Source organism: Asanoa sp. NPDC049573 (genome assembly GCF_040676615.1).
Classification (GTDB): domain Bacteria; phylum Actinomycetota; class Actinomycetes; order Mycobacteriales; family Micromonosporaceae; genus Asanoa.
Window position 1 is genome coordinate 12,697 of sequence record NZ_JBFAPI010000015.1, and the last position, 22,772, is coordinate 35,468.

Sequence of the window (22,772 nt, forward strand, 5' to 3'; positions counted from 1 at the left end):
GGACAAATGCGCGGGCCGTCACACGAGGTGCCCGCTTTGCGGGCCGCCCGCTCAGTCCGTGCCCGTACCCTCGCCTGCCCGACTTCGACCGCTGGAAGCGGGCGCTCGCCAACCCGGAATCCCCGCGTCCACGGATCTTCACCTTCACGATCTGCGACACGCTTGAAGCCGCTCGGAGCGGCGCGACCCTCGTCGAACTGAGGGAGAATCGGGCACTCGTCATCCCGCGCCGCCATGATCTACCAGCACACGACCGGTACCAGGCCATCGCCGACGCCCTGGACGCCTTGATCGACGCCGCGCGCGGACCAGCCGAAGACGCTTCTGGCCCGGATCGACCACGGACACAAACGACGAGCGACCGCCCTGACCTCGCGCGCATCGCGCACAGCGCCCACCGCACCGTAGGGTCCTTGGGTCGCCCCCGGAATAGGAATATGCGACACAAATGGGTCGGCTGGATTCCCCTCGCGAAGCGAGCAGAAATCCAGCCGACCCATTTGTGGACCTAATGTGGCGGCATCCGAACTGCGTACGCGCAGCTCAGGGGCCAATCGTGGTGGCACCACCAGTCCGTCGGCGCGCGATTGACGCCAACGACGGACCGCCGCCGGCCGCGGCGTGACCACTCGCGCGGCAGAGCTTTGCTGACCGTGGACGGGATCGGCTTTTCGGCCGATCTCAGGGCGCCTCGGCGGCCGTACCGTCGGGCGTCGTGATCAAGCTCAGAGTGGCCGCTGTCGTTCTGCTCGTCGCGAGCCTGGCCGGGTGTTCGACGGGGGATCCGGCGACATCGGCAGTCACGCCAGCGGCCAGCCCGGCTGACCCGCCGGCCGCCCTGGCTCAGAAGATCAATGTTGTGCTGACCGCCCAGAGCGCGGCGTTGACCGAGGGCGACGAGGCCGGTTTCCTGGCTCCGGCGAAAGGCAACGCCGAGGTCGAGGCGACGCTGAAGCGGCGGTTCGCCGGGCTGCGGGCGATGCGGGTCGGCGAGGTTCACCAGCAGGTCAGCTTCGGGCCCGAGCCGTCCGGCACACCGGGCCGCTGGAACGCGCAGATCCGCTTCGACTACTGCCTCGGCGGCACGGGTTGCGGTGTCGACGGGCCCCAGCTTCTCAGCTCGTGGGAGGAAACGCCCGAGGGCGTGCGGTTGGTCGATCTCGACCCCAGCTCGTACGGGCCGCGGCCGTGGGAGGTCGACGACCTGGCCGTGCAGGTCGGTGAGCGGGCCATCGTCGCCGCGCCCAAATCGCACGCCGCCGACCTTCGTGGGCTGCTGCCGATCGCGGACCGGGCGGCCGAGGTGGCTGACACGTTCGCGCTCGGCGGCAACAAACCATTCCGGTACGTCGTCTACCTCGCGCCCAAGGAACAGTGGAAAACCTGGTTCAGCAACAACATCCGGGAGGACCGGTACGCGGGTTATGCCCTGATCAGTCGCGAGGAGGGCACCGACCTCGTGCTGAACCTGGCCGACCTCTCGAGGGAGGACGCCGACAGTCTGCTTCGGCACGAGATGGCGCACCTCGCCACGATCACGCACGCCCCGCGCAGCGACACTGACGGCTCCGCGTGGTGGCTCGCCGAAGGGATCGCCGAGGTCGCCGGCGAGCAAGGCCAGGGTTCGGACGCGGACGACTACCGGGGCACCGACGTACGCGCGTTCCTGCGCGCCACCCCGTCCTACAAAGGCAATCTCGCGACCGTCGGCCCGGCCCAGAACGACACCGCCAGTCAAACCAGCGCCAGGTACGGCCTGGGCTACTACGCCAGCCGTTGCATCGACGAGAAGTACGGCCGCAAGAAGCTCCTCGCCCTCGCTGACGCCCTGTTGCGCAACGACAAGGAGGCCTCAGCGGTCAGCCCGGGCATCCTCGGCACGAAGTGGAAGACGGTCGAGTCCAACTGCTTCGCGTACACCCGCCGGGCAGTTGGGCTTTAGCCCATCGGTTGATCCAGATGGCGACAACTCCGTCCTCCGTCACTGCAACACCAGCGTGAGGCTGTGCGCATGGAGCTGGAAAAGGATCGCGTCGATGTCGATGGCGCCTGCCTGGCTGGGGGTGTGTGCCGAGCGCTTCGCGTGGCCGGGTAGCCGAGTTCTGGCACGGTTTAGGCACAGTGCGAGAACAGCCTTGAATCGAAGATCGCCTTGGTTTCGACCCTACGCATTCCGTGGGGGAGCGCCAATCACAGCGTGGGGTGGCTTGGTCCGTGTCATCGGGCCCAGATGCTCGTGACTCTTGAGCCCGCGTAGGGCGGATTTCCTTGATCAATATCGGTGACCTTGGGGTCCACCTCTGCGGGTCACGCGATGTCGCCGGGCATCGGTCTAGAAGGGCGGGTCGGCGTCCGGGCGGGCGAGAAGAGCGGTGGGCTTGGGTAGCGGCAGGGGTGGGATGTCGTGGCTGGTGAGGTGAGTCCAGGGCCCGATCGGTCGCCTGCGGGCAGCTGGCCTGCCACCTTCTGCGCCGGAGGCCGAACATGACAGGCGGTCGTCTTGCTCGCCAAAACGACCCGGGGTCGGAGGAAACCTTATACGGATGACGGTTGCGATTCTGGAAACCAGCTGGCAGAGTGGTTTCATGGCGGGGAAGGAAGTCGGGGCACGGATAGCCGAGCTGCGGGCGGCACGGGGGATGACTGGCACTCAGCTGGGTGTCGCACTCGGGTTGTCGAAGTCGCAAATGTCGAAGATCGAAAACGGCAGTCGCAAGTTGGACGTCGGTGAGCTCGCAGTTGTTGCTGATGTGCTCGAGGTGACGCTGGCCGAGATACTCGGGCTGAACCGGAAGGGTCCGCTCGCGCTGGCCGCGCGTGTTATGAACGCACCGACCACAGACGAGACCGCGCCGGCTCGACGCCGCGTCCGACAGGTTCTCGAGACTGAGGCGGCACTGGCGGATGCGACGGGGCTGCGTCCGTTGGAACCTTCAGCGGCAGGCCGGAGGGTTCTGGAGCTAGCCCGCGCTGAGTCCGTGACCACCGCCTCGTCACCCGAAGAAGGTGTCCGGCTGGCACAGATCGTGCGAGCCGAAATCGGGCTAGGGTTCGCACCCGTTGCCGATCTGGCGGCGCTCTGCGAGCGCCACTTCGGACTGAACGCGGTGACCTGGCCGATCGGGAAGACTGTCAGCGGGTTGTGCGCGCACGGAGCCGACATCGCTGTCGTGCTCGTGAGCTCCTCATATCCGCGTGGCCATCAGCGGTTCACCGCTGCCCATGAACTCGCCCACCACATCCTGGGCGACCCACGCGAGGTGATCGTCGAAAGCGACGTTTTCGCGGCCACCTCTCCTGTGGAACGGCGCGCCAACGCGTTCGCCGCGGCCTTGCTGATGCCAACCGAGGGCCTTCGCGCTGTCGTCGCTGGCCGGAAGATTGACGAGGGCGTGCTGACTGAACTCATGCACGAGTTCGAAGTCAGCTACACCGCGCTGCTCCACGGATTAGCCGACCGTCGGGTAGGGCTTTTGAGCGCTGCCGAGCGGGACGAGTGGAGAGCTCGGAGCGTGACCAGTGTGCTGCGGGTAGGTGGTGACACGAATCCACAGGCATGGACCGACGCATCCTGCGAGCGACGCATTCCACCGCGGTTGTGGGCCTCTGCGCAGCAGGGATACCGAAACGGCCGCGTGGGCCTCGGCGTCCTGAGCTCGCTATTCGACAAAGATGCCGATGAGCTTTACATCGAGTTGGTGGATGCGGAGATTCTGCCACCGGCGGTGCGAGACGACTTGGCCGACCTGTGATCCCCAGTTCTGACGCGTTGCTGTTGGACACGTGCGCGATCATCAACCTGTCGTACTGCTCACCGATCGCCACCATGTTCCGCGATCGCTACAAAGGTCGTGGCGGATGGGCCGAGGCGGTTCGTATCGAACTGACCAGGCAGCGGACACGGAAACCTCCGCATCCGCAGTCCGGGCGTGCGTGCAACTGGGCCACCTCCTGGCTCGGTGAGCCATTCCGGGTTATCGATCGACAAGGCCAAGCGGCCGTCGTCGAGATCCAGGAGTCGATCGCCATGGGCAGTGACGACGACAGCCTGGATCACCTTGGTGAGGCCGTCAGCATCTACCTGCTGTCACTTGCGGGCGGAGGTCGACTCATCAGCGACGATCACGGCGCCCGAGACGTTGCCCGCAGCCGCAGCGTCAGGGCGGCCTCCACCGTGGGTGTCTTAGCGGAGCTACTGAGTCGCGGCATGGTTTCCCGCGACGATGCTGGCACCTACCTCGACGTGCTGCGTGCCCAGAACCGGATGCGTGTCCCACTCACCACGGTCGACCTGCTCGGTCGTTCGCTGGCATCGTGGGCCTAGCTGCACAGAAGCGGCCGCAGCAGATAAGGAAGGCACGACGACCACCCGCCGCAGGCTCCGCCCAGGGTCTGAACCTCACCCGTCCCGGGAAGAGCGCCCACGACACCGTGGGGTCCGGGGGTCGCCCCCGGAATAGGAATAAGCGACACAAATGGTTCGGGTCGTTTCTCTCCGCGAGGCGGACAGAAACGACCCGAACGATTTGTGGAGCCGAGGGGACTCGAACCCCTGACCCCCACACTGCCAGTGTGGTGCGCTACCAGCTGCGCCACGGCCCCAAATCGCACCCGGTGTCCCGGGCACTCGCGCAATATTACACATGCCCCACGCCGGGGTCATCTTCCAGGGGTGGCCCTAGTTGAGGGCGACATCCGCCGGGAAGTGGGCGACCGCCGACAGGATGCCGCCCTGGCGGCGCAGGACCATCGGCCACAGGTCGTCGGGCCGGTCGACGAAGGCGTCACCCGGCAGGGCGTCGAAGACGAACCACGAGCCGCTGGCGATCTCTTCCTCCAGTTGGCCCGGCGACCAGCCCGAGTAGCCGGCGAAGACGCGTATGCAGGTCAGCTTCTCGCGCAGGGCGTCGGGGTCGATGGACAGGTCGAGCGTGCCGATCGAGCCGGAAACCGGATGGAAGCCCCGCATCCGCGGCCGCTGGGCGCGCATCCGGGCCAGGCAGATCGCCGACTCGGGCTGCACCGGGCCGCCCTCGAAGAGCACGGCCGGGTCGCGGGCCAGGGTGCCCCAGCTGCCCAGCACGTCGGAGACCGGCACCTCGGTCGCCCGGTTGAGGACGACGCCCAGGGCGCCGCCGGGCTCGTGGGCGACCAGCATGACCACCGTGCGGTCGAAGTTGGGGTCTTTGAGTGCCGGCGTGGCCACCAGGAGCCGACCGGTCATCGACTCCATCGATCGTCCCCCGATCGCCTGCCCTTCGCCGTGCACGCGCTACCCCCTGAACCCGCCGGAGGACGCCGACGGCCCACGGCCGCACGGGACTAGGACACCAAATGTGACCGTCCACGCGCAACACCACGTCCGAGCCGTCGTTGCCATGCCTCGCACCCTAGCCTGACCTACGGCCATGGTTAAGGCTGACAGCCTCGGCGAGAGGGATGAAAGTGACAGCACGTCCGGAGCTTGCGGTTATCGGCGGTTCGGGTTTGTACGCGCTCCTCGACAACGCCGTCGAGCACGACGTCGACACCCCGTACGGGAAGCCGTCCGACCCGATCACCGTGGCCACTGTCGGAGACCGGACCGTGGCGTTCCTGCCCCGGCACGGCCGCGACCACCGTTTTCCGCCGCACCGCATCCCCTACCGCGCCAACCTGTGGGCTTTGAGGGCGCTCGGCGTACGCCAGATCCTGGCACCCTGCGCCGTCGGTGGCCTGCGCCCCGAACTCGGTCCGGGCACGTTCGTGATCCCCGACCAGCTGATCGATCGCACCACCAGCCGCGTGCAGACCTACTACGACCAGGGCGCCGTACACGTCTCGTTCGCCGACCCCTACTGCCCGGTCGGCCGCGAAACGCTGGAGGCGGCCACGCGGAAATACGACATCACGCCAGCAAGCGGCACCATGGTCGTGATCGAAGGGCCCCGCTTCTCCACCCGCGCGGAATCCCGCTGGTTTACCAGCATCGGCGGCGCGGTGGTCAACATGACCGGCCACCCCGAAGCCGTCCTGGCCCGCGAACTCGCCCTCTGCTACACCGCGATCGCCCTGGTCACCGACCACGACGCGGGTGTCGACGGCGACCACGGCGTCACGCAGGAAGAGGTCTTCCGAGTGTTCGGCGAGAACACCGCCCGGCTACGCGGCGTGCTGATGGACGCGCTGGCGACCATCCCGCTCGACCGCGACTGCCCGTGCGGCCACGCCCTCGACGGCCTGAAACTCCCGATCGACCTCCCCTAGATCACCCCGACCGGCAACACGGTGCCGTTCAACCCGTCGAGCACCGGGCGGTCGCCGAGTGGCTCGGTCAGCGTGACGCTCACCGGTTCGAGCAGGAGTTGGTCGGTGCAGGTCTCGCCGGTCCGGGTGACCGCGCCGGTGACCACCACGGCGGTGGCGCGTTCGACGACGATCGGGGTGATGTCGCGGTCGCAGGCGCCGACGCCGAGCCGGTAACGCAACGTGAGCCCGTCCACGCCGGTCATGTCCTGGGTGCTGACCATCTCGGCCGGCGGCTTGCGGTCGGCCGGCGTCGCCGCGGGGGAGGGCACCGGTGCCGGGTCGGCGACCGCGTCGCGGATCACCGCGCGGCCGCCGGAGATCTCGAACCGCCACGCCGGCACGGTGGCGACGCCGCGGCTCGTCCGGATCTCCATGGTGGTCAGCGACGCCCCGGACGTGCTCATCGCCAGACAGTCGCCGCCGGCCGGTGCGGAGACCGAGCCGTCGGGGCCGGCGCTCGGGTCGGGCGACGGCGGCACGGTCGGGCCGGTGCAGGGCGGTGGATCACCAAGATCCATTTTCTGGTACGCCTCGGCGGCGCTCAACAACGGCATCGTCAACGACCCGTCGTGGAACAAGACCGTGCCGGGCTTCGGGCGGGTCGTGGACAGCGTGGTGTTGGCCTGCCAGTAGCCGGCGCCGAGCGCCCGCTTCTCCCCGTCGGTCAGGTCGCCGTCGATGCTCGTCGGCTCCTGCAGCGGCACGTAGCCCTGCCGCCAGGCATCACCGCTCGGCGCCCAGGCGTCGGCGACCTCTTCCGCCCAGCGCTCGACCGTCTGGTGGTCGCCGGCGGGCGGCGCGAGCCCGCCGCCGTCGCCGGCACCGCCGGGCGAGGCACACGCCGACAGCGCCACGACGACAGCACAGACAACGGCGGCGAGACGACCCGCCCGCGGAAGACTCATGGTGGTCAGACGACTACGCGGGCCGACCGGTTCCCGGAGATCACCCGATCAGGTCAGGTTTCGCCCCCGATGTCGGTCTCGTAGGCGTCGTAGACCACGTCGGCCCCGCGTTGCCGGTGGCGGGACAACGCCCGCAACACCTCCCCGCCGCACGCGCGGATCTCACCCGACCGGGTGGCGGGCACATCGGCGCGCCGCTGCAACGCCGAGAGCGCCACCGCGATCGCCGCGTGCTCGCGAATCAACCGCTTGACGCGGTGGGTCAACCGCGGCGCGTGCTCGAGCAACTCGGCATAGAGCCCGTCGTCGCCCTCGGTCACCACGATGTGTTCCGCGAACGCCGCCCGCAACGTGTGCAGCCGGGTGCTCACCCGCTCCCGCCAACCCGGCTCGGCCATCGGCGACGCGATCGCCTGCTCGAACATCTGGATGTCACGCAGCAACGCCGCCCGGTGCCGCCGAGCCACCTGCAACGGAACCGCATCGGTGAATATCGGTTGTGTGCCGCCCATCGCACACCTCCTGCCGGTCGCGATCCATGACCCGTCCTCAGCCGCCTTGCCACTTCGCGGCAACGCGCCTTGCGGTCGCGATCCATGACCCGTCCTCAGCCGCCTTGCCACTTCGCGGCAAAGCGCCTTGCGGTCATACCTCTGCACCGATGGTGACGGCGCCCACACCGCGCTGTAAAGGGCAATGGCGGAACCCGTTCGTACCACCGTGATCTTGCGACCCCAATCGCACCGCCCAACCCGCTAGCGTGGCTGACCATGACCCGCTACGGCGCGATGTACGGACCCGACATCACCTTCCTCGGCGTACCTCCGTGTGATCTGGAAACGCCCGCGGCCTGGACCGATGCCGACGTGGTCATCCTGGGTGCGCCGTTCGACGGCGGCACCTCGCACCGGCCCGGCACCCGGTTCGGCCCGTCGGCGATGCGCAAGGCCTGCTATCTGCCGCACGACGGGTCGCGACCGGCACTCGCGTTGCGCACCGACGGGCTCAAGGACATCACGGTGTACGACGCCGGCGACGTCGAATGCTTCTCCGGCGACATCGCGCGCAGTGTCCGGGTGATCGAGGAGGCCGTCGCGACGATCGCCGGCGCCGGCGCGATCCCGGTCGTGCTGGGCGGCGACCACACGATCACGCTGCCCGACGTCACCGGCGTCGCGCGCGCGAAGGGCTTCGGCCGCGTCTCGGTGGTCCACTTCGACGCGCACGCCGACACCGGCAACAGCGAGTTCGGCTCGCTGCTCGGCCACGGCCAGCCGATGCGCCGGCTGATCGAGTCGGGCGCGGCCCGCGGCGACCGGTTCCTGCAGATCGGGCTGCGCGGTTACTGGCCCGGCCCGGCAACGCTCGACTGGATGGCTTCGCAGGGCATGCGGGCGTACGAGATGAGCGAAATTGTCGCCCGCGGCCTGGACGCCTGCCTGACCGAGGCGTTCGCGACCGCGGTCGACGACTGCGACGGTGTGTTCCTGTCGGTCGACATCGACGTGGTCGACCCCGGGATGGCGCCGGGCACCGGCACGCCCGAGCCCGGCGGTCTCACGTCACGCCAACTGCTGGACGCGGTCCGCCGGGTCTGCCTGGAACTGCCGGTCGTCGGCGTCGACGTGGTCGAGGTGTCGCCGCCCTACGACCAGGCCGAGGTGACCGCGTTCCTGGCCAACCGGGTCGTGCTGGAGGCGCTGTCGGCGATCGCGTTCCGCCGCGGCGGCGGCGTCTGGGACCCGGCGCGACCGTTGCTCGACGGGCGGCGTACCGAATGAAATTGGTCACCGGCGATTGTCCTAAGCGGCCGCACGCGGTCTGATCGGTGGATGGTCGAGGTCACCGGCACCGCCCAACGGGCCGCGTGGCAGCGCAAGGTGCTGCCGCCGGTGGAGCAGGTGCGACCGGGCCTCTGGTCTATTCCGGTGCCGATGGCCGGCAGTCCACTGCGCTACGTGCTGGTCTACGCGCTGGCGCTGCCCGACGGCGTGGCCCTGGTCGACGCCGGCTGGCCCACCGACGATGCCTGGACGGCGCTGGTCGAGGGCCTGGCCACGTGCGGCTACGCGATGACCGACGTGCGGTCGGTGCTGATCACCCACTGGCACGCCGACCACCTGGGCCTGGCCGGGACGGTACGCGAGGCGTCCGGCGCCTGGGTCGGCATGCATCCGCTCGACGCCGCGGCCGTCAAGGGCCGTGGCGGCAACGACCGGCGGGCCTGGGTCGAGGGACTGAGCAGGTGGGTACGCGCCCGCGGCGGCGGCCCGGACGACGTGACCGAGACCGTCGTGACGGCCGGCGACTCCCGGGGCACGCGCGACCTCGCCGAGCCCGACCGGCTGATCGACGACGGCGACCACCCGCTCGGCCCCGACTCGGTCCGTGCCGTGTGGACACCCGGCCACACCGCCGGGCATCTCTGCTTCCTCGACGAGGGACAGCGGTTGCTGCTCGCCGGCGACCACGTGCTTCCCCGGATCAGCCCCAACATCACCCTCCACCCCGGACAGAGCAGCGACCCGCTGGGCGATTTCCTCGAGTCGTTGACGCGCACCGCCGCGCTCGACGTCGCCGAGGTGCTGCCGGCCCACGAATACCGCTTCGCCGGGCTACCCGATCGGGTGACCGCGCTGCACGAACACCACGCTCACCGGCTGGCCGAGGTGACTTCTCTGCTGGCCGCCAGCCCTGAGGCGACCACCTGGGAACTCGCGGCCCGGCTCACCTGGTCGCGCCCCTGGCCGCAGGTGCAGGGCATGATCCGGCGTTCCGCGGTCGGCGAGACCTACGCGCACCTGGCCCACCTGGCCCGGCGCGGCGGGGTCGTGCGGCTGGACGGCGAGGTCGACCACTGGCGGCTAGCCTGACCGGATGAACTGGACCCTCGAAGTCGTCGTTGTCCCGGTCTCCGATGTGGACCGCGCCAAAGAGTTCTACGCCGGCAGGCTCGGCTTCGTGGTCGACCACGACACGGTCGGCCCCAATTTCCGCATGGTGCAACTGACGCCGCCCGGCTCGGGCTGCTCGGTGGTCATCGGCATAGACAACGGAATGGCACCCGGTTCGCTCAAAGGCCTGCAGTTGGTCGTCAACGATCTCGACGCGGCCCGCGCCCAACTGGTCGCGCGCGGCGTCGAGGTCAGCGAGATCAGCGTGTACGGCGAATCCGGCCCCCGCCCCCGCCGGGACGACGACGACCTCAACAACGTCGGTTTCGTCTACTTCGACGATCCCGACGGCAACTCGTGGGCGGTGCAGCAGATCACGAGCCGGCCGTGACCGGCCGCCAGCCGCTGACCCGCACCAGTACGCCGGCCGAGGTGTGCACGAGCGGCTCGCCGGTCGGCGTGGGCAGGCCGGCCGCTTCGACCAGGTTCTGATCCAGTTCCTTGAGCGTGCCCCGCCGCAGCGGCCACGGACCGTGCTGTGCGTCCGCGGCCACCATGGTCTTGCCGCGCACGCTGTAGAGCCGGAAGCGCGCGGTGAGGAACAGGTCGTGCGGCGTCGGCTCGTCGATCGGTTGTCCGACTTCGACGGTCGCGTCACACACCTTGTCGCGGTCGGCGTGCCGTCGGCTGCGATAGGTGTGCAGCGGCCCGTCTATTCCCACCGACATGCGCGACCAGTGGTAGGGGAGCATGTAGGTGGTGCGGGCGACGACCACCGGCGCCAGGCGGTCGGCGTCGAGCGAGAAGAACCAGATGCCGGCCCGCCCGTCGGGCCCGCGCACATAGGTGCGCACGTTCGTCTCGGGAAAGCGCGAGAGCCAGGGGAGCGCGGGCACGAACGGCGCGCGTACGCCGGCCATCACGAACGGAATCAGCCCGACCCAGGCATCCCCGTCGTAGGTCTCGACGGTCAAGCCGGGCGGCAGCAACGCCTGCACGGCGGGCGCGGGATAGCGCCAGTGCAGAAACGTCAGATCACGCCAGGTCTGGAACATGACCGCACGCTCGACGACCGGCGATTCGCTCACCGCGCAAGCGTACGCGGCTGTTGGTCGACCGGGCGTTGCCGACGATGGCGCCGGCCCGGCGTTGTGGGTTGCGGTCGTTGCCGCGGGAGGATTTCGTCCTTATCTGATGCATGCGGATTACTCTCGAAAGGGATGGATCCGCGATATGGCATTGTCGGTCGACGCGCCGAGTGCGAGGTGCTCGACCAGGTTCTGACTGACGTCAACGCCGGTGAGCACGCGGTGTTGGTGTTGCGCGGGGAGGCCGGTGAGGGCAAGACGACCCTCCTCGACTATCTGGGCGAGAAGGCCGATGGCGTCAGCATCATTCGGGTTACCGGCGTCGAGTCCGAGATGCAGCTCCCGTACGCGGGTCTGCACCAACTGTGTGTGTCGATGCTCCACCGGGTGAACGACCTTCCCGATCCGCAACGTGATGCGCTCTGTGTCGCGTTCGGGCTCATCGAGGGCGATGGCACGCCCCCGGACCGGTTCCTGGTCGGGCTGGCGGCGCTGACACTGCTCTCGGAACAGGCGAGCAGTCAGCCGCTCGTCTGCATCGTCGACGACGTCCAATGGCTCGACATCCCCTCGGCCCAGGCCCTGGCCTTCGTGGCACGACGGTTGAGGGCCGACCCGGTCGCCCTGGTCTTCGCCCAGCTCGAGCCCAGCGACGACGACGAGCTGGTCGGGCTGCCGGAACTCGTGCTGACCGGACTCGGCGACCGGGACGCGCGGGCGCTGCTGGCATCGGCCGTTCCCGCATTGCGCGACGAGCGCGTGCGGGACCGGATCCTCGCCGAGGCGCGCGGGAATCCGCTGGCCCTGCTGGAGCTACCGGCCGAACTCACCTCGACGGAACTGGGCGGATGGACCGGGCTTGCGGAGCGGGACAGCCGCTCCGGTCCGGTGGAGCAGAGCTACGAGCGGCGGGTGTGCGCCCTGCCCGCACCGACCCAGCGGTTCCTGTTGCTGGCCGCGCTCGAACCCGTTGGTGATCCGACCGTGCTGTGGCGGGCCGCAGCGCGGTTGGGTCTCGACGAAGATGTCGCCGCGCCGGCGGAAGCCAGCGGGTTGATCAGCCTGGGTACCCGGGTCCGCTTCGCCCACCCGCTCGTCCGGTATGCCGTGCACCGGTCCGCAAGCCGTCGTGACCAGCAACAGGCGCACCGCGCGTTGGCCGACGTGACCGATCGGCGGGCCGACCCCGACCGGCGTGCTTGGCACCTGGCGGCCGCCGCGACGGCGCCGGACGAGGAACTGGCCGCGGAACTGGAGCGGTCCGCCGAACGGGCCCGGGCCCGTGGCGGTATGGCCGCCGCGGCGATCTTTCTGCGGCGAGCCACCGAACTCACGCCCGACCTGACCCGCCGCGGGCAACGAGCGCTGGCCGCGGCCGCGGTGGCGGTGGTCGCGGGCGCCCCCGACGAGGCGGAGGAGCTGCTCGCGACGGCGGAGATGGCCGACCTGAAAGGGCTGGAACTGGCGCAGCTGGAACGGCTGCACGCGGAGTTGGTGTTCGCCCGTAGCCGCGGCTCGGACGCACCGCGGATGTTACTCGAAGCGGCGCGGCGACTGACCCCGCTTGACGTTCCGATGGCCCGGGAGACCTACTTAGAAGCGTTGCTGGCGGCGATGTTCGCCGGCGCCGGGCGCCTGGAGCCCGAGGAGGGCATGCGCGCCGTGGCCGAGGCGGCCCGGTCGTTGCCTTACGATCCGGACTCACAAGATCTGGTCGAACTTCTTCTCGACGGCCTGTCCACCCAGTTCACGCAGGGGTACGCGGTCGCGGTAGCGACATTGCGGCGGGCGCTCGCCGTCAACCGGGCCCGCGACGGGGTTACCTTGATCTGCCTGACGTCGTCGCTGGTCGCGATGGAACTGTGGGAGGCGTCGGCGTGGCTCGATCTGCTGGGCCGGCATGTGCGCGGAGCACGCGAGACGGGAACGTTGAGCCTGCTGCCGATGGCGCTGGACTATCTGGCCAGCTTCTATGTCCAAGCTGGGGATTTCGCCACCGCCACCGCGCTGGACGAGGAGGCCGCCGCGCTCAACGCCGCCATCCACGTTGTGCCGCCGCCCTACACCCCCACAATGATGGCGGCATGGCGGGGTGATCGGACTAGCACCGGGAAACTCACCGAAGTCGGCATCAAGGACGCGTTCCCGCGCGGTGAGGGCAGTGCGTTGGTGCTGACGGAGTACGCCTCCGCGGTGCTCAACAACGGGCTGGGTAACTATGCCGAGGCGCTGGCCGCCGCACAGCGGGCCAGTGCCGGAGACCAGTTGGTGGCCAGATCGTGGGTGTTGCCCGAGCAGGTGGAGGCGGCGGCGCGGCTGGAGCTTTGGGACGTCGGTGAGCAGGCGCTGGCTGCGCTCGTCGAGCGGACGCGGGCGAGCGGAACGCCCTGGGCGATGGGCACCGAGGCACGGGCGCGGGCGCTGTTGAGCCGTGGACCGGAAGCCGACGGTCTCTACAACACGGCAATCGACCGGCTCCGGGAGAGCGGGATGCAAGCGCACCTGGCCCGGGCGCACCTGGCGTACGGCGAGTGGCTGCGCCGCAACAACCGCCGCGCGGACGCCCGCGACCAGTTGCGGCGCGCGCACGACCTGCTCTCGCACATGGGTGCGGATGCCTTCGCCGAGCGGGCCCGCAACGAGCTACTGGCGACCGGCGAGACAGTGCGCAAGCGCACCCCCGACACCGCACTCGATCTCACGCCTCAGGAGGCGCTGATCGCGTCGCTGGCCCGGGACGGGCAGACCAACCAGGAGATCGGCGCGGAACTGTTCATCAGCCCCCGTACGGTCGAATGGCATTTGCGGAAGGTCTTCGCGAAGCTCGCCATCGGCTCACGCCGGCAGCTCAGGGACGCACCGCTCGACGCGCGCATGGCCGCCGCTTGAGACGCCCTGGAATCGGACAGCCTTTGACCCCGTCGGCCGCTAGGTCCGATTCCGGGCGACCGGCGGCCACCCCCGTGGATCCTCGGTCCGATCCCCGGCATCCGGGAACCCGACCGGGGCCCTGGCGACCCGCGTTGTCGACAGGCCCGACGGGGGCCTCCCGAAACGACAGTGGTGGGGCACTGCACGACAGCCAAACCGCGAGGAGCCCCCCGGTGTCGACCGCGCTGCCCACGACCACGCCTGACTACAGCGTCGCCCAGGCCATCGCCCGCGACGAGTTGCGCCTGCGCTATCAGCCGATAGTGCGGACCGAGGACGGCGCGGTGGTGGCCGTCGAGGCCCTGGTGCGCTGGGAGCACCCGACCCTCGGGCTGCTCACCCCCGACCGTTTCCTGCACATGGTGCACCGCGACGGTCAGCTGCCGCTGCTGGACCGCTGGGTGCTGCACCGCGCCTGCCAGGACCTGGTCGACCTGGGCGCCGCGGCGCCCGAACACGTCAACGTGAACCTTTCACCGGCCACGCTGGCGACCGACTTCACCGAGTCGGTCACGACCGCGCTGGAGCGGACCGGTCTGGCCGCGCACCGGCTGCGGCTGGAACTCTCCGAAGGCGCCGACCTGAGCACCCTCACCCACGCCGGGAAACACCTGGAATGCCTGATCGAGCGCGGCGTCGGCGTAGCCCTGGACGACATGGGAGCCGGCGCGACCGACCTGCGCTACCTGTCCCGGCTGGCGTTGCACGGCATCAAGATCGACAAGCAGTTCGTCGCCGGAATGCTGACGGACCCGCGCGACCACGCCATCGTCAAGCTGCTCACCGACCTGGCCCACGGCCTACACCTGCACGTCACCGCCGAGGGCGTCGAAACCGCCGAGCAGCTGGGCGCCCTCACCCGCCTGGGCGTCTCCTACGCGCAGGGCTTCCATTTCGCCCCGGCGCTGACCCTGCCCGAGTTGACCACCATGCTCGCGGCGTGACGGCCGCGGCCAGCGCGATGGCGTGATGCTGGCGCTCTTTCTCCAGCGTGACCTTCTACCGCTCGATTTTCGTGCTGGGCCAGCAGTTCCTCGTGCCCTTGCCCTCGGCGGTTGATCCGTTGACGGTCCAGCCAACCCCGGGCCGTGACCGCGCCACCGTCCTTCCGGACCATCGTATTGATCTGCTCCTGAATCCGGGCGATCTGCGCCTGGTAGGCAACCGCGTCGGTCAACGGATGTCGATACTGGTAGACGCCGGCCTCCTGTAGAAACGCGGTCACCACGATCTCCCTGGACCGGCCAGTTCGGCGGTCACGCGTTCGTGGTCGCGGCGCGACGACTCGGTCGCGAGCAGCGCGTCGTGATCGAGGGCGGCTCGCTTGCGGAGGCGGCGCGATTCGAGGTCGGCCTGCTGGTCGGCGACCGCCTGAGCAAGGGCCATCCGTTGCTGCTCCAACTCATGGATCGGCAGCAGACCACGATGGTCCATTTCGGATCGTAGTGCCGCTAGCTCTCCGGCGAGTCGGTCGCGGTCGGCACGCAGCGATTCGCCGTCCCGCTGTAAGCAAGCGCCGCCGTGCAGGCGATCTCGTCCGAACGTGACGCGGAATCGTCCGCATGGTCAGGTGTTGACGCGTGTTCAGATCTGTTGTGTCCCGTGCGTTGCCGCGTAACTTGGGTTTGGCGTGACGAGCTTAAGGAGTTCGGGGCATGGCGACAGATGCCGTCGACGAGCCGGTTCCGGCCGTGCGTGGGCAGCGTGTTCTCGACCTTCTCGACAAGGCGATCGGCATCCAGGGCCCATTGGTGCGTAAGAACATCGCCCGGGCTCGGCAGCGGAATCCAGAAGCCACACCTGCAGAGGTGATCCGCAATCTGGAGCGGATGTATGTCAGCGCTTTGGCAGGCACGGGTGCCGCGGTCGGTGGTGCGGCGGCGGCGCCAGGCGTCGGCACGGGAGTCGCGCTCGCATTGTCGGCGGGCGAGGCGCTGTCGTCTCTCGAGTTGACGGCACTCTTTGCGCTCTCGGTCGCCGAGGTGCACGGAGTTCCGATCGACGAGATCGAGCGTCGCCGGACGATCGCGATGGGGATCATGCTCGGCGGGTCCGCCGCCGAGACCATCGGCAAGGTCGCCGAGCGCACCGGGCAACACTGGGGGCGGCAGATCGTCGCCAAGGTGCCCGTCGAGACGTTGCGGCAGATCAACAAGATCCTCGGGAAGAACTTCGTCACCAAGTACGGGACCAAGCAGGGGATCATCGTGCTCGGTCGGGTGGCGCCGTTCGGCATCGGCGCCGTGATCGGTGGTGGCGCCAACGCCGCCGTCGCCGCAATGGCCGTCAAGGCGGCCCGCCGCGCGTTCGGCCCGGCCCCGGCGTCGTGGTCTTCGGCATAGGTCGTGTCCTGCTGCTCGTCGCGCCCTGGTGCGGCCTGGCGGCGTCTCGGGATCGCCGAGATACGACACCGGCGCCGAGAACCCGGCTCGGCTCAGGATGATCGCCAGGACGCGGCCTAGTTGCGTCTCAAGACGTCGGCGACCTCGCCGCTGCCGACTTCGGAGAGCAGCGCCAGTGACGCGTGCCATTGTTCCCGTGCGATGGTGCCCAGGCCGTTGGCGCGGGCGATGTCGCCCAGCAGGCGCAGCACGCGGCCCTCGCCCAGGCGGTGGCCGGTCGCCCGGTGGGTGACCAAGGCTTGCTGTCCATATTCGACAGCCCGGTCGATGTCGCCCGTCTGCAGGTGGATGTTTCCCAGCAGGAGGAACGCGTTGCCGGCCGGGATGCGGTGGCCCGCCCGCCGGGCGTCGGCCAGTGCGGCCGCCGCAACCGCCAACGCCTCGGTCAGGTCGCCGGTGTCGCGTAGGGCGGCGGCGAGGCCGACGTTGGCGCGGGTGCGGACATACTCGCTGCCGGCACCGAGCAGGGCCAGGCCGCGGCGGTGCTCCTCGACCGCCCGGTCGGGGCGGCCCAGCCAGTGGTGCACGGTGCCGAGCAGCGAGAGGATGTCGCCCTCGGCCAGCGGGTCCGCCGCCTCGCGGGCCTTCTCCAGCGCCGCTTCCGCGTTGGCCAGCGCCTCCGCGAGCTCGCCCCGGTCGCGCTGCACCGTGGCCAGACCAGCGAGCAGGTGCGCCTGCGAATGGGCCTTGCCCACATCGGACTGAAGTTCCATCGCGGCTCGGAAGCGGTCGGCGGCGGTCGGCTCGCCGAGCAGGTGTTCGACCGCGGCCAGGTTGTTGAGCGCGATCATCTGGCCGATCCGGGAGCCGATCTCCTCGTGCATGGCCAGCGCGGTCGCGCAGTAGTCGGCGGCCCGGCGCAACTCGCCCAGGTCGTGGTAGAGGCCGCCGAGGGTGATCAGGGTGCTGGCCTCGCCCGGGCGGTAACCGTTGGCGCGATGGAGTTCCAGTGCCCGCTCGCTGTGCCGGGCCGACCCCGCGAAGTCGCCCATGTTCTTGAGCACCACGCCGAGGTTGCCGGCCGCCGCGGCCTGCCCGTGCGACCAGCCGGCGCGGTCGCTCAGGTCGGCGGCGGCGTCGAACTCGCTCGCCGCCTGGGCCAGGTGGCCCTGGCTCTGCCGCGCCAGCGCGATGCTGGTGCGCATCGCCGCCTGCGCCCGCAGGTCGCCGGCCGACTCGGCGGCGGCCAGGCTCGCCTCGACCGCGGCGAGCCAGTCGACCGTGTGGCTGGTCTGCCAGAAGTAGCCGCGCAGCGCGTCGGTCAGCTGCCACGCGGCGCGGGCCGGGCCGGCCGTCGCGGCGTGCCCGATCGCGGCCAGCAGGTTGCGGTGCTCGGCGTCGAGCCAGGCCAGCGCGGCCGGGTTGGCGGCGAACTCGGCGACCGCCGGCAGCTCCCCCAACGGCAGCCGGACCATGTGCGGGTAGAGCCGCCGCCCGGCGGCGTCGGCGGTGGCCAGGTAGTGGGCGTGCAGGCGACCGACCGCCGTGCGGGCGTCGTCGGGGTCGGTCAGCTCACGGGCGTACGCGCGGAGCAGGTCATGCAGCCCGTAGCGGCCCGGCCGCAGCTCGGTGACCAGGTGGGCCGCGACCAGCCCGTCGAGTGCGGCGGTGACGTCGGCCTCGCCGGCCAGTGCCGCGGCGCCGGCCGCCGAGACGTCGGTGCCGGGCACGGCACCGAGCAGCCGGAACAGGCGGCGCTCGCCCGGCGGCAGCCGGTCGTAGGAGGCACGGAAGGCGGCTCGTACGCCGGACAGCTCGTCGCCCTCGATCGTGAGGTGGTCGAGCGGACCCTGGTCGAGCGCGCGGACATAGCCGTCGAGAGTGGCCGCCGGCGACGCGTCGAGCTGCGCGGCCGCGATCCGCACCGCCAGCGGCAGGTGGCCACAGGCGCGAACCAGGGCGAGCGCGGCATCCGGCTCGGCGTCGACCCGGGCCGCGCCGATGATGGTGCGCAGCAGCAGCACCGCCTCGGGCTCGGTGAGCAGGTCGACGGTGAGCCGGCGGGCGCCATGGCTGGCGGTGAGGCCGCCGAGCTGGGACCGGCTGGTCACCACGACCACGCAGGTCGGCGAGCCGGGCAGCAGCGGGCGGACCTGCTCGGCGGTGGCGGCGTTGTCGAGCACGATCAGCACCCGGCGGCCGGCGAGCTCGCTGCGGTAGAGGGCGCCGGCCTCGTCGGGGTCGGCCGGGATGCGGTCACCGGGAACGCCGAGGGCGCGTAGCAACCGGGCCAGCGCGTCGACCGGGCTCACCGGCGCGACGGCCTCGTAACCGCGGAGGTTGACGAAGAGCTGGCCGTCGGGGAACCGCTCGGCCACCCGGTGCGCCCAGCGGACGGCGAGCGCGGTCTTGCCGACCCCACCGGCACCGTCGATCGCGGAGACGACGACCGTTGATCGGCCCGCGCCGAGGAGCGCGTCGAGCTGGTCGAGCAGCGCGGCCCGACCGACGAAATCCGGGACGGCGGCGGGCAACTGCGAGAGCCGGGCAGGCGGCGCCGGCCGCAGCGCCGGGTCGTCGCGCAGGATCGCGGTGTGCAGCTGGCGCAGTGGCTCGCCGGGGTCGAGGCCGAGCTCGTCGCGGATCCGGTCGCGGAGCTTGTTGAAGACGCCGAGCGCCTCGGTGCGCCGCCCCTCGCGGAACAGCGCGGTCATCAGGTGGCCGGCCAACCGCTCGTCGAGCGGCGCGCTCGCGCACAGCTCGGTCAGCTCGCCGACCAGTTCGGCGTGCCGGCCGGCGTCGAGGTCGGCGACGATGCGCAGGTCGACCGCGGTCTTGCGGGCCTCGTCGAGGCGGGCGCCGAGCCGCTCCCGCCCCGGCCCGATGCCGTCGAGCGCCGGACCCTGCCAGAGGGCCACCGCCCGGCGGAGCAGTTCGCCACGCGACACGGGATCGGCCGTCTGCCGCGCCCGGGCGACCAGGTCGCTGAACCGGTGCGCGTCGACCGCGTGCGGCTCGACCTGGATCCGGTAGGCGCCGTTGTGCAGCTCGATCCGGGCGCCGTCGCCGAGCAGCGCGCGCAGCCGGGAGATGTAGGTCTGCAGGACGGCCCGGGCCCCGCGCGGCGGCTCACCCGACCAGAGCAGCTCGACCAGCCGGCCCACGGGCACGAGTTGGCCCGGCTCCAGCAGCAGGATGGCCAGGACGCAGCGTTCCTGCCGGCGGCCGATCCCGAGGGTGGTGTCGCCATCGACGACTTCGACCGGACCGAGCAGGCGGAACTCCACGCCGACCGACTGTATAGCTGCCCACCACGGTGGGGAAGCCCGGGTGGTAAGCGATCCGGTAGGTGCGCTCTGCCACGCTGTGACGTGACGGGGGGCAGCGAGCCGATGGCTCGCTGCGGTCGGCTGCGGCGGCGGAAACCCTAGAGCCCGGCGTCTCGGGCCCGGGCCACCGCCGCCGCGCGGTCGGCCACCCGGAGCTTGGCGAAGACGTTGGAGACGTTGTTGCGCACCGTCTTCTCGGTCAGGCCGAGCCGGGCGGCGATCGCCGGGTTGGCGGCGCCCGTCGCCATCAGCGTCAGGATCTCGCGTTCGCGGGTGGTCAGGTCCGGGAACGGGACCGCCGCCGGTGCCGCCGCGCCGGTGCTGAAGAAGCGGGTCAGCCGGGCCGCGATGGCCGGGCCGAAGATGGCCTCGCCGTTGGCCACCACCTGGATGGCGCGCAGGATCTCGGCCGGGTCGGCGCCCTTGAGCACGTAGCCGCGGGCGCCGGCGCGCATCGCCGCGAAGACCGAGTCGTCTTCGTCGACCATCGTCACGACCAGGATGGCCACCGCCGGGGCGGCACGCAGGATGTGCCGGGTGGCCTCGACGCCGCTCAACCCGGGCATGCGCAGGTCCATCACCACCACGTCGGGGCGTTCGGCCAGGGCGACCGCCACCGCCTCGTCGCCGTCACCGGCCACGCCGACCAGCGTCACGCCCGGCGCGTCCTGGATCAGCGCGCGCAGGCCCTCGCGGAACAGCGGGTGGTCGTCGGCGACCACGACCCGGACGGTGGTCATGGCACCGCCAGCGGCAGGTCGGCGACCACCAGGGTGCCGCCGGACGGGCCCGGGCCGATCACGAACGAGCCGCCGACCTCGGCCGCCCGCTCGCGCATCGAGGCGATGCCCACCCCGGCACGGTAGCCGTCAGGGATGCCGCCGCCCGCGTCGGCGATCCGCAGCACCAGCCGGTCGGCCGACGAGACGGTCACCGATACGGGCGCGCCGGGCGCGTGCCGGCTCGCGTTGGCCAGCGCCTCCAGCGCGATCCGGTAGGCGGCCACCTCGACCGCCGCCGGCAGCGGGGGCAGGTCGGCCACGTCGACATCGGCGCAGCCGAGCCGCAGGGCCTGTTCGCGGACCGCACCGGCCAGACCGAGTTCGTCGAGCACCGGCGGGCGCAGGTCGTAGACGATCCGGCGGATGTCGGCGACCGCGCGCTGCGCTTCGCCACGCAGCAGATCGAGCCGGTCGGCGTCGTCCTGCGCCCCGGCCGGCAGCGCGCGCCGGACCGTGTCGATGCCGAGCGCGATCCCGGCCAGTGTCGGGCCGAGGCCGTCGTGCAGGTCGCGGCGCAGCCGGCGGCGCTCCTCCTCGCGCGCGGTGACCAGCCGCTCGCGCGACTGCCGCACCTCGGCGGCCAGCGTCACCGCGTGCGCGACGACGGCCACCTGCCGGCTGAGGTTGGCCAGCAGCGCCTCGTCGGCCAGGCTGGAGTCGGCGTGCCGGCTCTGCAGCACCAGCCGCCCGATCGTCTCACCGGCGAACGGCAGTGGCAGTTCGCGGACCGGTTCCGGGCCGCGCCGCCCGTGGGTGGCCACCACCGCGCCGCCGACCTCGATTTCCACATAGGACAGCCGGAGGGCGTCGGCGACGGTGCCGGCCGCGGCGCCGAGGGCCTCGCCGGGTGCGCCGGCCGCGTCGAGCCGCTCGCCGAGCCGGGCCAGGGCGGTGATGGGTTCGTCGCGCAGGCCGTACACCCAATGGTTGACCCGTCTTTGCAGCACGTCGCGCAACGGGAGCGCGGCCAGTGCCGCGATCGCACCGCCGGCGACCCGGCCGACCGCCAGGGCGACTCCGGCGTAGACCGCCAGCACCACCGCGGTCAAGGCGCCGTAGACCAGCGTGCGGCTGACCACGACCCGGGTGTCGAACAGCCCGTAGCGCACGATGCCGACCCAGGCCGCGACGCCGAGCACGATCGGGCCGGTGTTCTCCAGCACCGTGATCTGCTCGGTGTCGCCGCTGGTCATGCCGACGGCCAGGCAGGCGAAGAACGTTGCGGCGCAACCGAATCCGGCAAAGGCCGCCAGCCGCATCGCCGCGCCGCGGTCGCCACCGGCCGCGCGGGCCTTGCGCAGCAACGACCACGCGGCCAACGCGATCATCGGTCCCAGCAACAGGACCACGACCAGGAGGGCGTCGACCCAACCGCCGAGCGACAGCGGGTTGGGCACCCCCGGCTGGTCGATCAGGGTCGGCGAACACAACCCATACACCAGGAGCAACACCAGGGCGATGGCGTACGCACAGGCCAGCGCGCGGCGGCGGCCGGAGCCCAACCGGCCGTCGGGGAACAGCAGCACGCCGAACAGCGCGGCCAGCGGGATGGCGAGCACCGTCAGCCCGCCGGACACCAACTCGGCGGCGAGGCCACCGAGCAGGTTCAGCAGGTTGGCCAGCGGCAGGGCGGCGCCCGAGACGAGGAAGATCCAGCCGACCGGGTTGCCCGGCTCGCGGCGGGCCATCGCGGCACCGACCAGCGCGACCGGCAGGTAGGCGGCCGCACTCGCCGTCAGCCACGCGTCGAGGCCGGTGACCGGGCCGCGGACGGCCAGCAGCACGCCGGCGATCGCGGCGGCCACGGCCACCGCGACGCCGAACCGGATCGCCGCCTGTCGCATCACTGTTGATTGTGCGGCCGCCGGCCGGGCCGCGAAATCGGCCCGACCGGCGGTCATCTCAAGCCGCCACACGTTCGGGGACCGCCTTGGCCGCGGTCCGCGCCGGCAGGTCCCACTCGGCGTCCGGGGTGCGGGCCAGCGTCACGGCGCAGGCGATGGTCGCGACGGCGAGCAGCCCGTAGGCGATCGCGTCGACCGCGGGCCCGACGCCCATCGCGACCGCGTGCAGGAATGGGCTGGCGCCGAAGAGGATGCCGACCCAGGCCGGCACCGCGCGGGACCGCCACAGCCCGATCCCGAGCACCAGCATGCCGAGCAGGTGGCCGAGCACGAACACCATCAGCAGCGTGTTGTAGACGGCGTCGCCGC

The 22,772-nt window shown here is 70.9% G+C and carries 20 protein-coding genes and 1 tRNA gene; 11 read left to right on the forward strand and 10 right to left on the reverse strand.

Translation table 11 applies throughout. From position 1 onward, the window contains the following. Positions 1 to 715 precede the first annotated feature (715 nt). The 3 genes from AB0J74_RS28170 (at position 716) to AB0J74_RS28180 (ending at position 4,324) form a co-directional block, all read left to right on the forward strand. Positions 716 to 1,942, forward strand: coding sequence for a hypothetical protein (locus AB0J74_RS28170; protein ID WP_363453142.1), 1,227 nt, complete (start codon positions 716 to 718; stop codon positions 1,940 to 1,942). Between the two features lie 601 nt (positions 1,943 to 2,543). Further along, positions 2,544 to 3,752 carry an ImmA/IrrE family metallo-endopeptidase gene (locus AB0J74_RS28175; protein WP_363453144.1) on the forward strand — a complete coding sequence of 403 codons (1,209 nt, stop codon included), beginning with the start codon at positions 2,544 to 2,546 and terminating at the stop codon, positions 3,750 to 3,752. After that, a complete protein-coding gene (locus tag AB0J74_RS28180) occupies positions 3,749 to 4,324 on the forward strand; it encodes a hypothetical protein (RefSeq protein WP_363453146.1) in 576 nt (191 codons plus the stop codon). Before AB0J74_RS28175 ends, AB0J74_RS28180 begins: the two co-directional genes overlap by 4 nt. 205 nt (positions 4,325 to 4,529) lie before the next feature. Here the strand turns inward: AB0J74_RS28180 and AB0J74_RS28185 are convergent. Beyond that, a tRNA-Ala gene (locus tag AB0J74_RS28185) sits at positions 4,530 to 4,602 on the reverse strand. Positions 4,603 to 4,678: 76 nt separating this feature from the next. Next, entirely contained in the window at positions 4,679 to 5,269 is a 591-nt protein-coding gene (locus AB0J74_RS28190) for a YqgE/AlgH family protein (RefSeq protein WP_363453148.1), read from the reverse strand. Positions 5,270 to 5,439: 170 nt separating this feature from the next. Here AB0J74_RS28190 and AB0J74_RS28195 point away from each other — a divergent pair, with 170 nt between their 5' ends. Continuing rightward, positions 5,440 to 6,246: an S-methyl-5'-thioadenosine phosphorylase gene (locus tag AB0J74_RS28195; protein WP_363453150.1), complete on the forward strand. Its 807-nt coding sequence runs from the start codon at positions 5,440 to 5,442 to the stop codon at positions 6,244 to 6,246. Here the strand turns inward: AB0J74_RS28195 and AB0J74_RS28200 are convergent. Together AB0J74_RS28200 and AB0J74_RS28205 are read right to left on the reverse strand one after the other, a co-directional pair. Next, positions 6,243 to 7,193, reverse strand: a complete 951-nt coding sequence (locus AB0J74_RS28200) for a hypothetical protein (RefSeq protein ID WP_363453152.1) — start codon at positions 7,191 to 7,193, stop codon at positions 6,243 to 6,245. The two genes, AB0J74_RS28195 and AB0J74_RS28200, sit on opposite strands and share 4 nt — an antisense overlap. 53 nt (positions 7,194 to 7,246) lie before the next feature. After that, positions 7,247 to 7,705: a hypothetical protein gene (locus tag AB0J74_RS28205; RefSeq protein WP_363453154.1), complete on the reverse strand. Its 459-nt coding sequence runs from the start codon at positions 7,703 to 7,705 to the stop codon at positions 7,247 to 7,249. A gap of 258 nt (positions 7,706 to 7,963) precedes the next feature. Between AB0J74_RS28205 and speB the strand changes: the two genes are divergently transcribed. The 3 genes from speB to AB0J74_RS28220 are packed head-to-tail and all read left to right on the forward strand — an operon-like array spanning position 7,964 to position 10,478. Further along, complete coding sequence (gene speB / locus AB0J74_RS28210; protein WP_363453156.1) at positions 7,964 to 8,974, forward strand: agmatinase; 1,011 nt, start codon at positions 7,964 to 7,966, stop codon at positions 8,972 to 8,974. 51 nt (positions 8,975 to 9,025) lie between these two features. Next, positions 9,026 to 10,066, forward strand: a complete 1,041-nt coding sequence (locus AB0J74_RS28215; RefSeq protein WP_363453158.1) for an MBL fold metallo-hydrolase — start codon at positions 9,026 to 9,028, stop codon at positions 10,064 to 10,066. Positions 10,067 to 10,070: 4 nt separating this feature from the next. Continuing rightward, entirely contained in the window at positions 10,071 to 10,478 is a 408-nt protein-coding gene (locus tag AB0J74_RS28220; RefSeq protein WP_363453160.1) for a VOC family protein, read from the forward strand. Here AB0J74_RS28220 and AB0J74_RS28225 read toward each other — a convergent pair. Beyond that, positions 10,462 to 11,142: a DUF2071 domain-containing protein gene (locus AB0J74_RS28225; RefSeq protein ID WP_363453162.1), complete on the reverse strand. Its 681-nt coding sequence runs from the start codon at positions 11,140 to 11,142 to the stop codon at positions 10,462 to 10,464. The two genes, AB0J74_RS28220 and AB0J74_RS28225, sit on opposite strands and share 17 nt — an antisense overlap. Between AB0J74_RS28225 and AB0J74_RS28230 the strand changes: the two genes are divergently transcribed. From AB0J74_RS28230 to AB0J74_RS28240, 3 genes are all read left to right on the forward strand, one after another. Continuing rightward, positions 11,107 to 14,064: an AAA family ATPase gene (locus AB0J74_RS28230; protein ID WP_363453164.1), complete on the forward strand. Its 2,958-nt coding sequence runs from the start codon at positions 11,107 to 11,109 to the stop codon at positions 14,062 to 14,064. The two genes, AB0J74_RS28225 and AB0J74_RS28230, sit on opposite strands and share 36 nt — an antisense overlap. 215 nt (positions 14,065 to 14,279) lie before the next feature. After that, positions 14,280 to 15,050: an EAL domain-containing protein gene (locus tag AB0J74_RS28235; protein ID WP_363453166.1), complete on the forward strand. Its 771-nt coding sequence runs from the start codon at positions 14,280 to 14,282 to the stop codon at positions 15,048 to 15,050. 47 nt (positions 15,051 to 15,097) lie between these two features. Beyond that, complete coding sequence (locus tag AB0J74_RS28240; RefSeq protein ID WP_363453168.1) at positions 15,098 to 15,319, forward strand: hypothetical protein; 222 nt, start codon at positions 15,098 to 15,100, stop codon at positions 15,317 to 15,319. An 8-nt stretch (positions 15,320 to 15,327) separates the two neighbouring features. Here AB0J74_RS28240 and AB0J74_RS28245 read toward each other — a convergent pair whose 3' ends face one another. After that, entirely contained in the window at positions 15,328 to 15,540 is a 213-nt protein-coding gene (locus AB0J74_RS28245; RefSeq protein ID WP_363453170.1) for a hypothetical protein, read from the reverse strand. 221 nt (positions 15,541 to 15,761) lie between these two features. Here AB0J74_RS28245 and AB0J74_RS28250 point away from each other — a divergent pair, with 221 nt between their 5' ends. Further along, a complete protein-coding gene (locus tag AB0J74_RS28250) occupies positions 15,762 to 16,448 on the forward strand; it encodes a hypothetical protein (RefSeq protein WP_363453172.1) in 687 nt (228 codons plus the stop codon). Positions 16,449 to 16,564: 116 nt separating this feature from the next. Here the strand turns inward: AB0J74_RS28250 and AB0J74_RS28255 are convergent, their stop codons facing one another. The 4 genes from AB0J74_RS28255 to AB0J74_RS28270 all read right to left on the reverse strand — a co-directional run bounded on the left by AB0J74_RS28255 (position 16,565) and on the right by AB0J74_RS28270 (position 22,743). Next, a complete protein-coding gene (locus tag AB0J74_RS28255; RefSeq protein WP_363453174.1) occupies positions 16,565 to 19,735 on the reverse strand; it encodes a BTAD domain-containing putative transcriptional regulator in 3,171 nt (1,056 codons plus the stop codon). A 140-nt stretch (positions 19,736 to 19,875) separates the two neighbouring features. After that, a complete protein-coding gene (locus tag AB0J74_RS28260; protein ID WP_363453176.1) occupies positions 19,876 to 20,517 on the reverse strand; it encodes a response regulator transcription factor in 642 nt (213 codons plus the stop codon). Beyond that, on the reverse strand, positions 20,514 to 22,403 hold the full coding sequence (locus AB0J74_RS28265; protein ID WP_363453178.1) for a histidine kinase: 1,890 nt from the start codon (positions 22,401 to 22,403) through the stop codon (positions 20,514 to 20,516). The genes AB0J74_RS28260 and AB0J74_RS28265 overlap by 4 nt, the downstream gene beginning before the upstream one ends. 58 nt (positions 22,404 to 22,461) lie before the next feature. Next, a complete protein-coding gene (locus AB0J74_RS28270) occupies positions 22,462 to 22,743 on the reverse strand; it encodes a hypothetical protein (RefSeq protein ID WP_363453180.1) in 282 nt (93 codons plus the stop codon). Between the last annotated feature and the right edge of the window lie 29 nt (positions 22,744 to 22,772).

Excerpts from the sequence above, each read along its gene's own strand:
- speB (WP_363453156.1), top strand. The coding sequence starts at position 7,964 with ATGACCCGCTACGGCGCGATGTACGGACCCGACATCACCTTCCTCGGC.
- AB0J74_RS28245 (WP_363453170.1), bottom strand. The coding sequence starts at position 15,540 with ATGGACCATCGTGGTCTGCTGCCGATCCATGAGTTGGAGCAGCAACGG.
- AB0J74_RS28175 (WP_363453144.1), top strand. The coding sequence starts at position 2,544 with ATGACGGTTGCGATTCTGGAAACCAGCTGGCAGAGTGGTTTCATGGCG.
- AB0J74_RS28215 (WP_363453158.1), top strand. The coding sequence starts at position 9,026 with ATGGTCGAGGTCACCGGCACCGCCCAACGGGCCGCGTGGCAGCGCAAG.
- AB0J74_RS28265 (WP_363453178.1), bottom strand. The coding sequence starts at position 22,403 with ATGCGACAGGCGGCGATCCGGTTCGGCGTCGCGGTGGCCGTGGCCGCC.
- AB0J74_RS28220 (WP_363453160.1), top strand. The coding sequence starts at position 10,071 with ATGAACTGGACCCTCGAAGTCGTCGTTGTCCCGGTCTCCGATGTGGAC.
- AB0J74_RS28270 (WP_363453180.1), bottom strand. The coding sequence starts at position 22,743 with ATGGTGTTCGTGCTCGGCCACCTGCTCGGCATGCTGGTGCTCGGGATC.
- AB0J74_RS28195 (WP_363453150.1), top strand. The coding sequence starts at position 5,440 with ATGAAAGTGACAGCACGTCCGGAGCTTGCGGTTATCGGCGGTTCGGGT.
- AB0J74_RS28250 (WP_363453172.1), top strand. The coding sequence starts at position 15,762 with ATGGCGACAGATGCCGTCGACGAGCCGGTTCCGGCCGTGCGTGGGCAG.
- AB0J74_RS28225 (WP_363453162.1), bottom strand. The coding sequence starts at position 11,142 with ATGTTCCAGACCTGGCGTGATCTGACGTTTCTGCACTGGCGCTATCCC.
- AB0J74_RS28260 (WP_363453176.1), bottom strand. The coding sequence starts at position 20,517 with ATGACCACCGTCCGGGTCGTGGTCGCCGACGACCACCCGCTGTTCCGC.
- AB0J74_RS28200 (WP_363453152.1), bottom strand. The coding sequence starts at position 7,193 with ATGAGTCTTCCGCGGGCGGGTCGTCTCGCCGCCGTTGTCTGTGCTGTC.
- AB0J74_RS28205 (WP_363453154.1), bottom strand. The coding sequence starts at position 7,705 with ATGGGCGGCACACAACCGATATTCACCGATGCGGTTCCGTTGCAGGTG.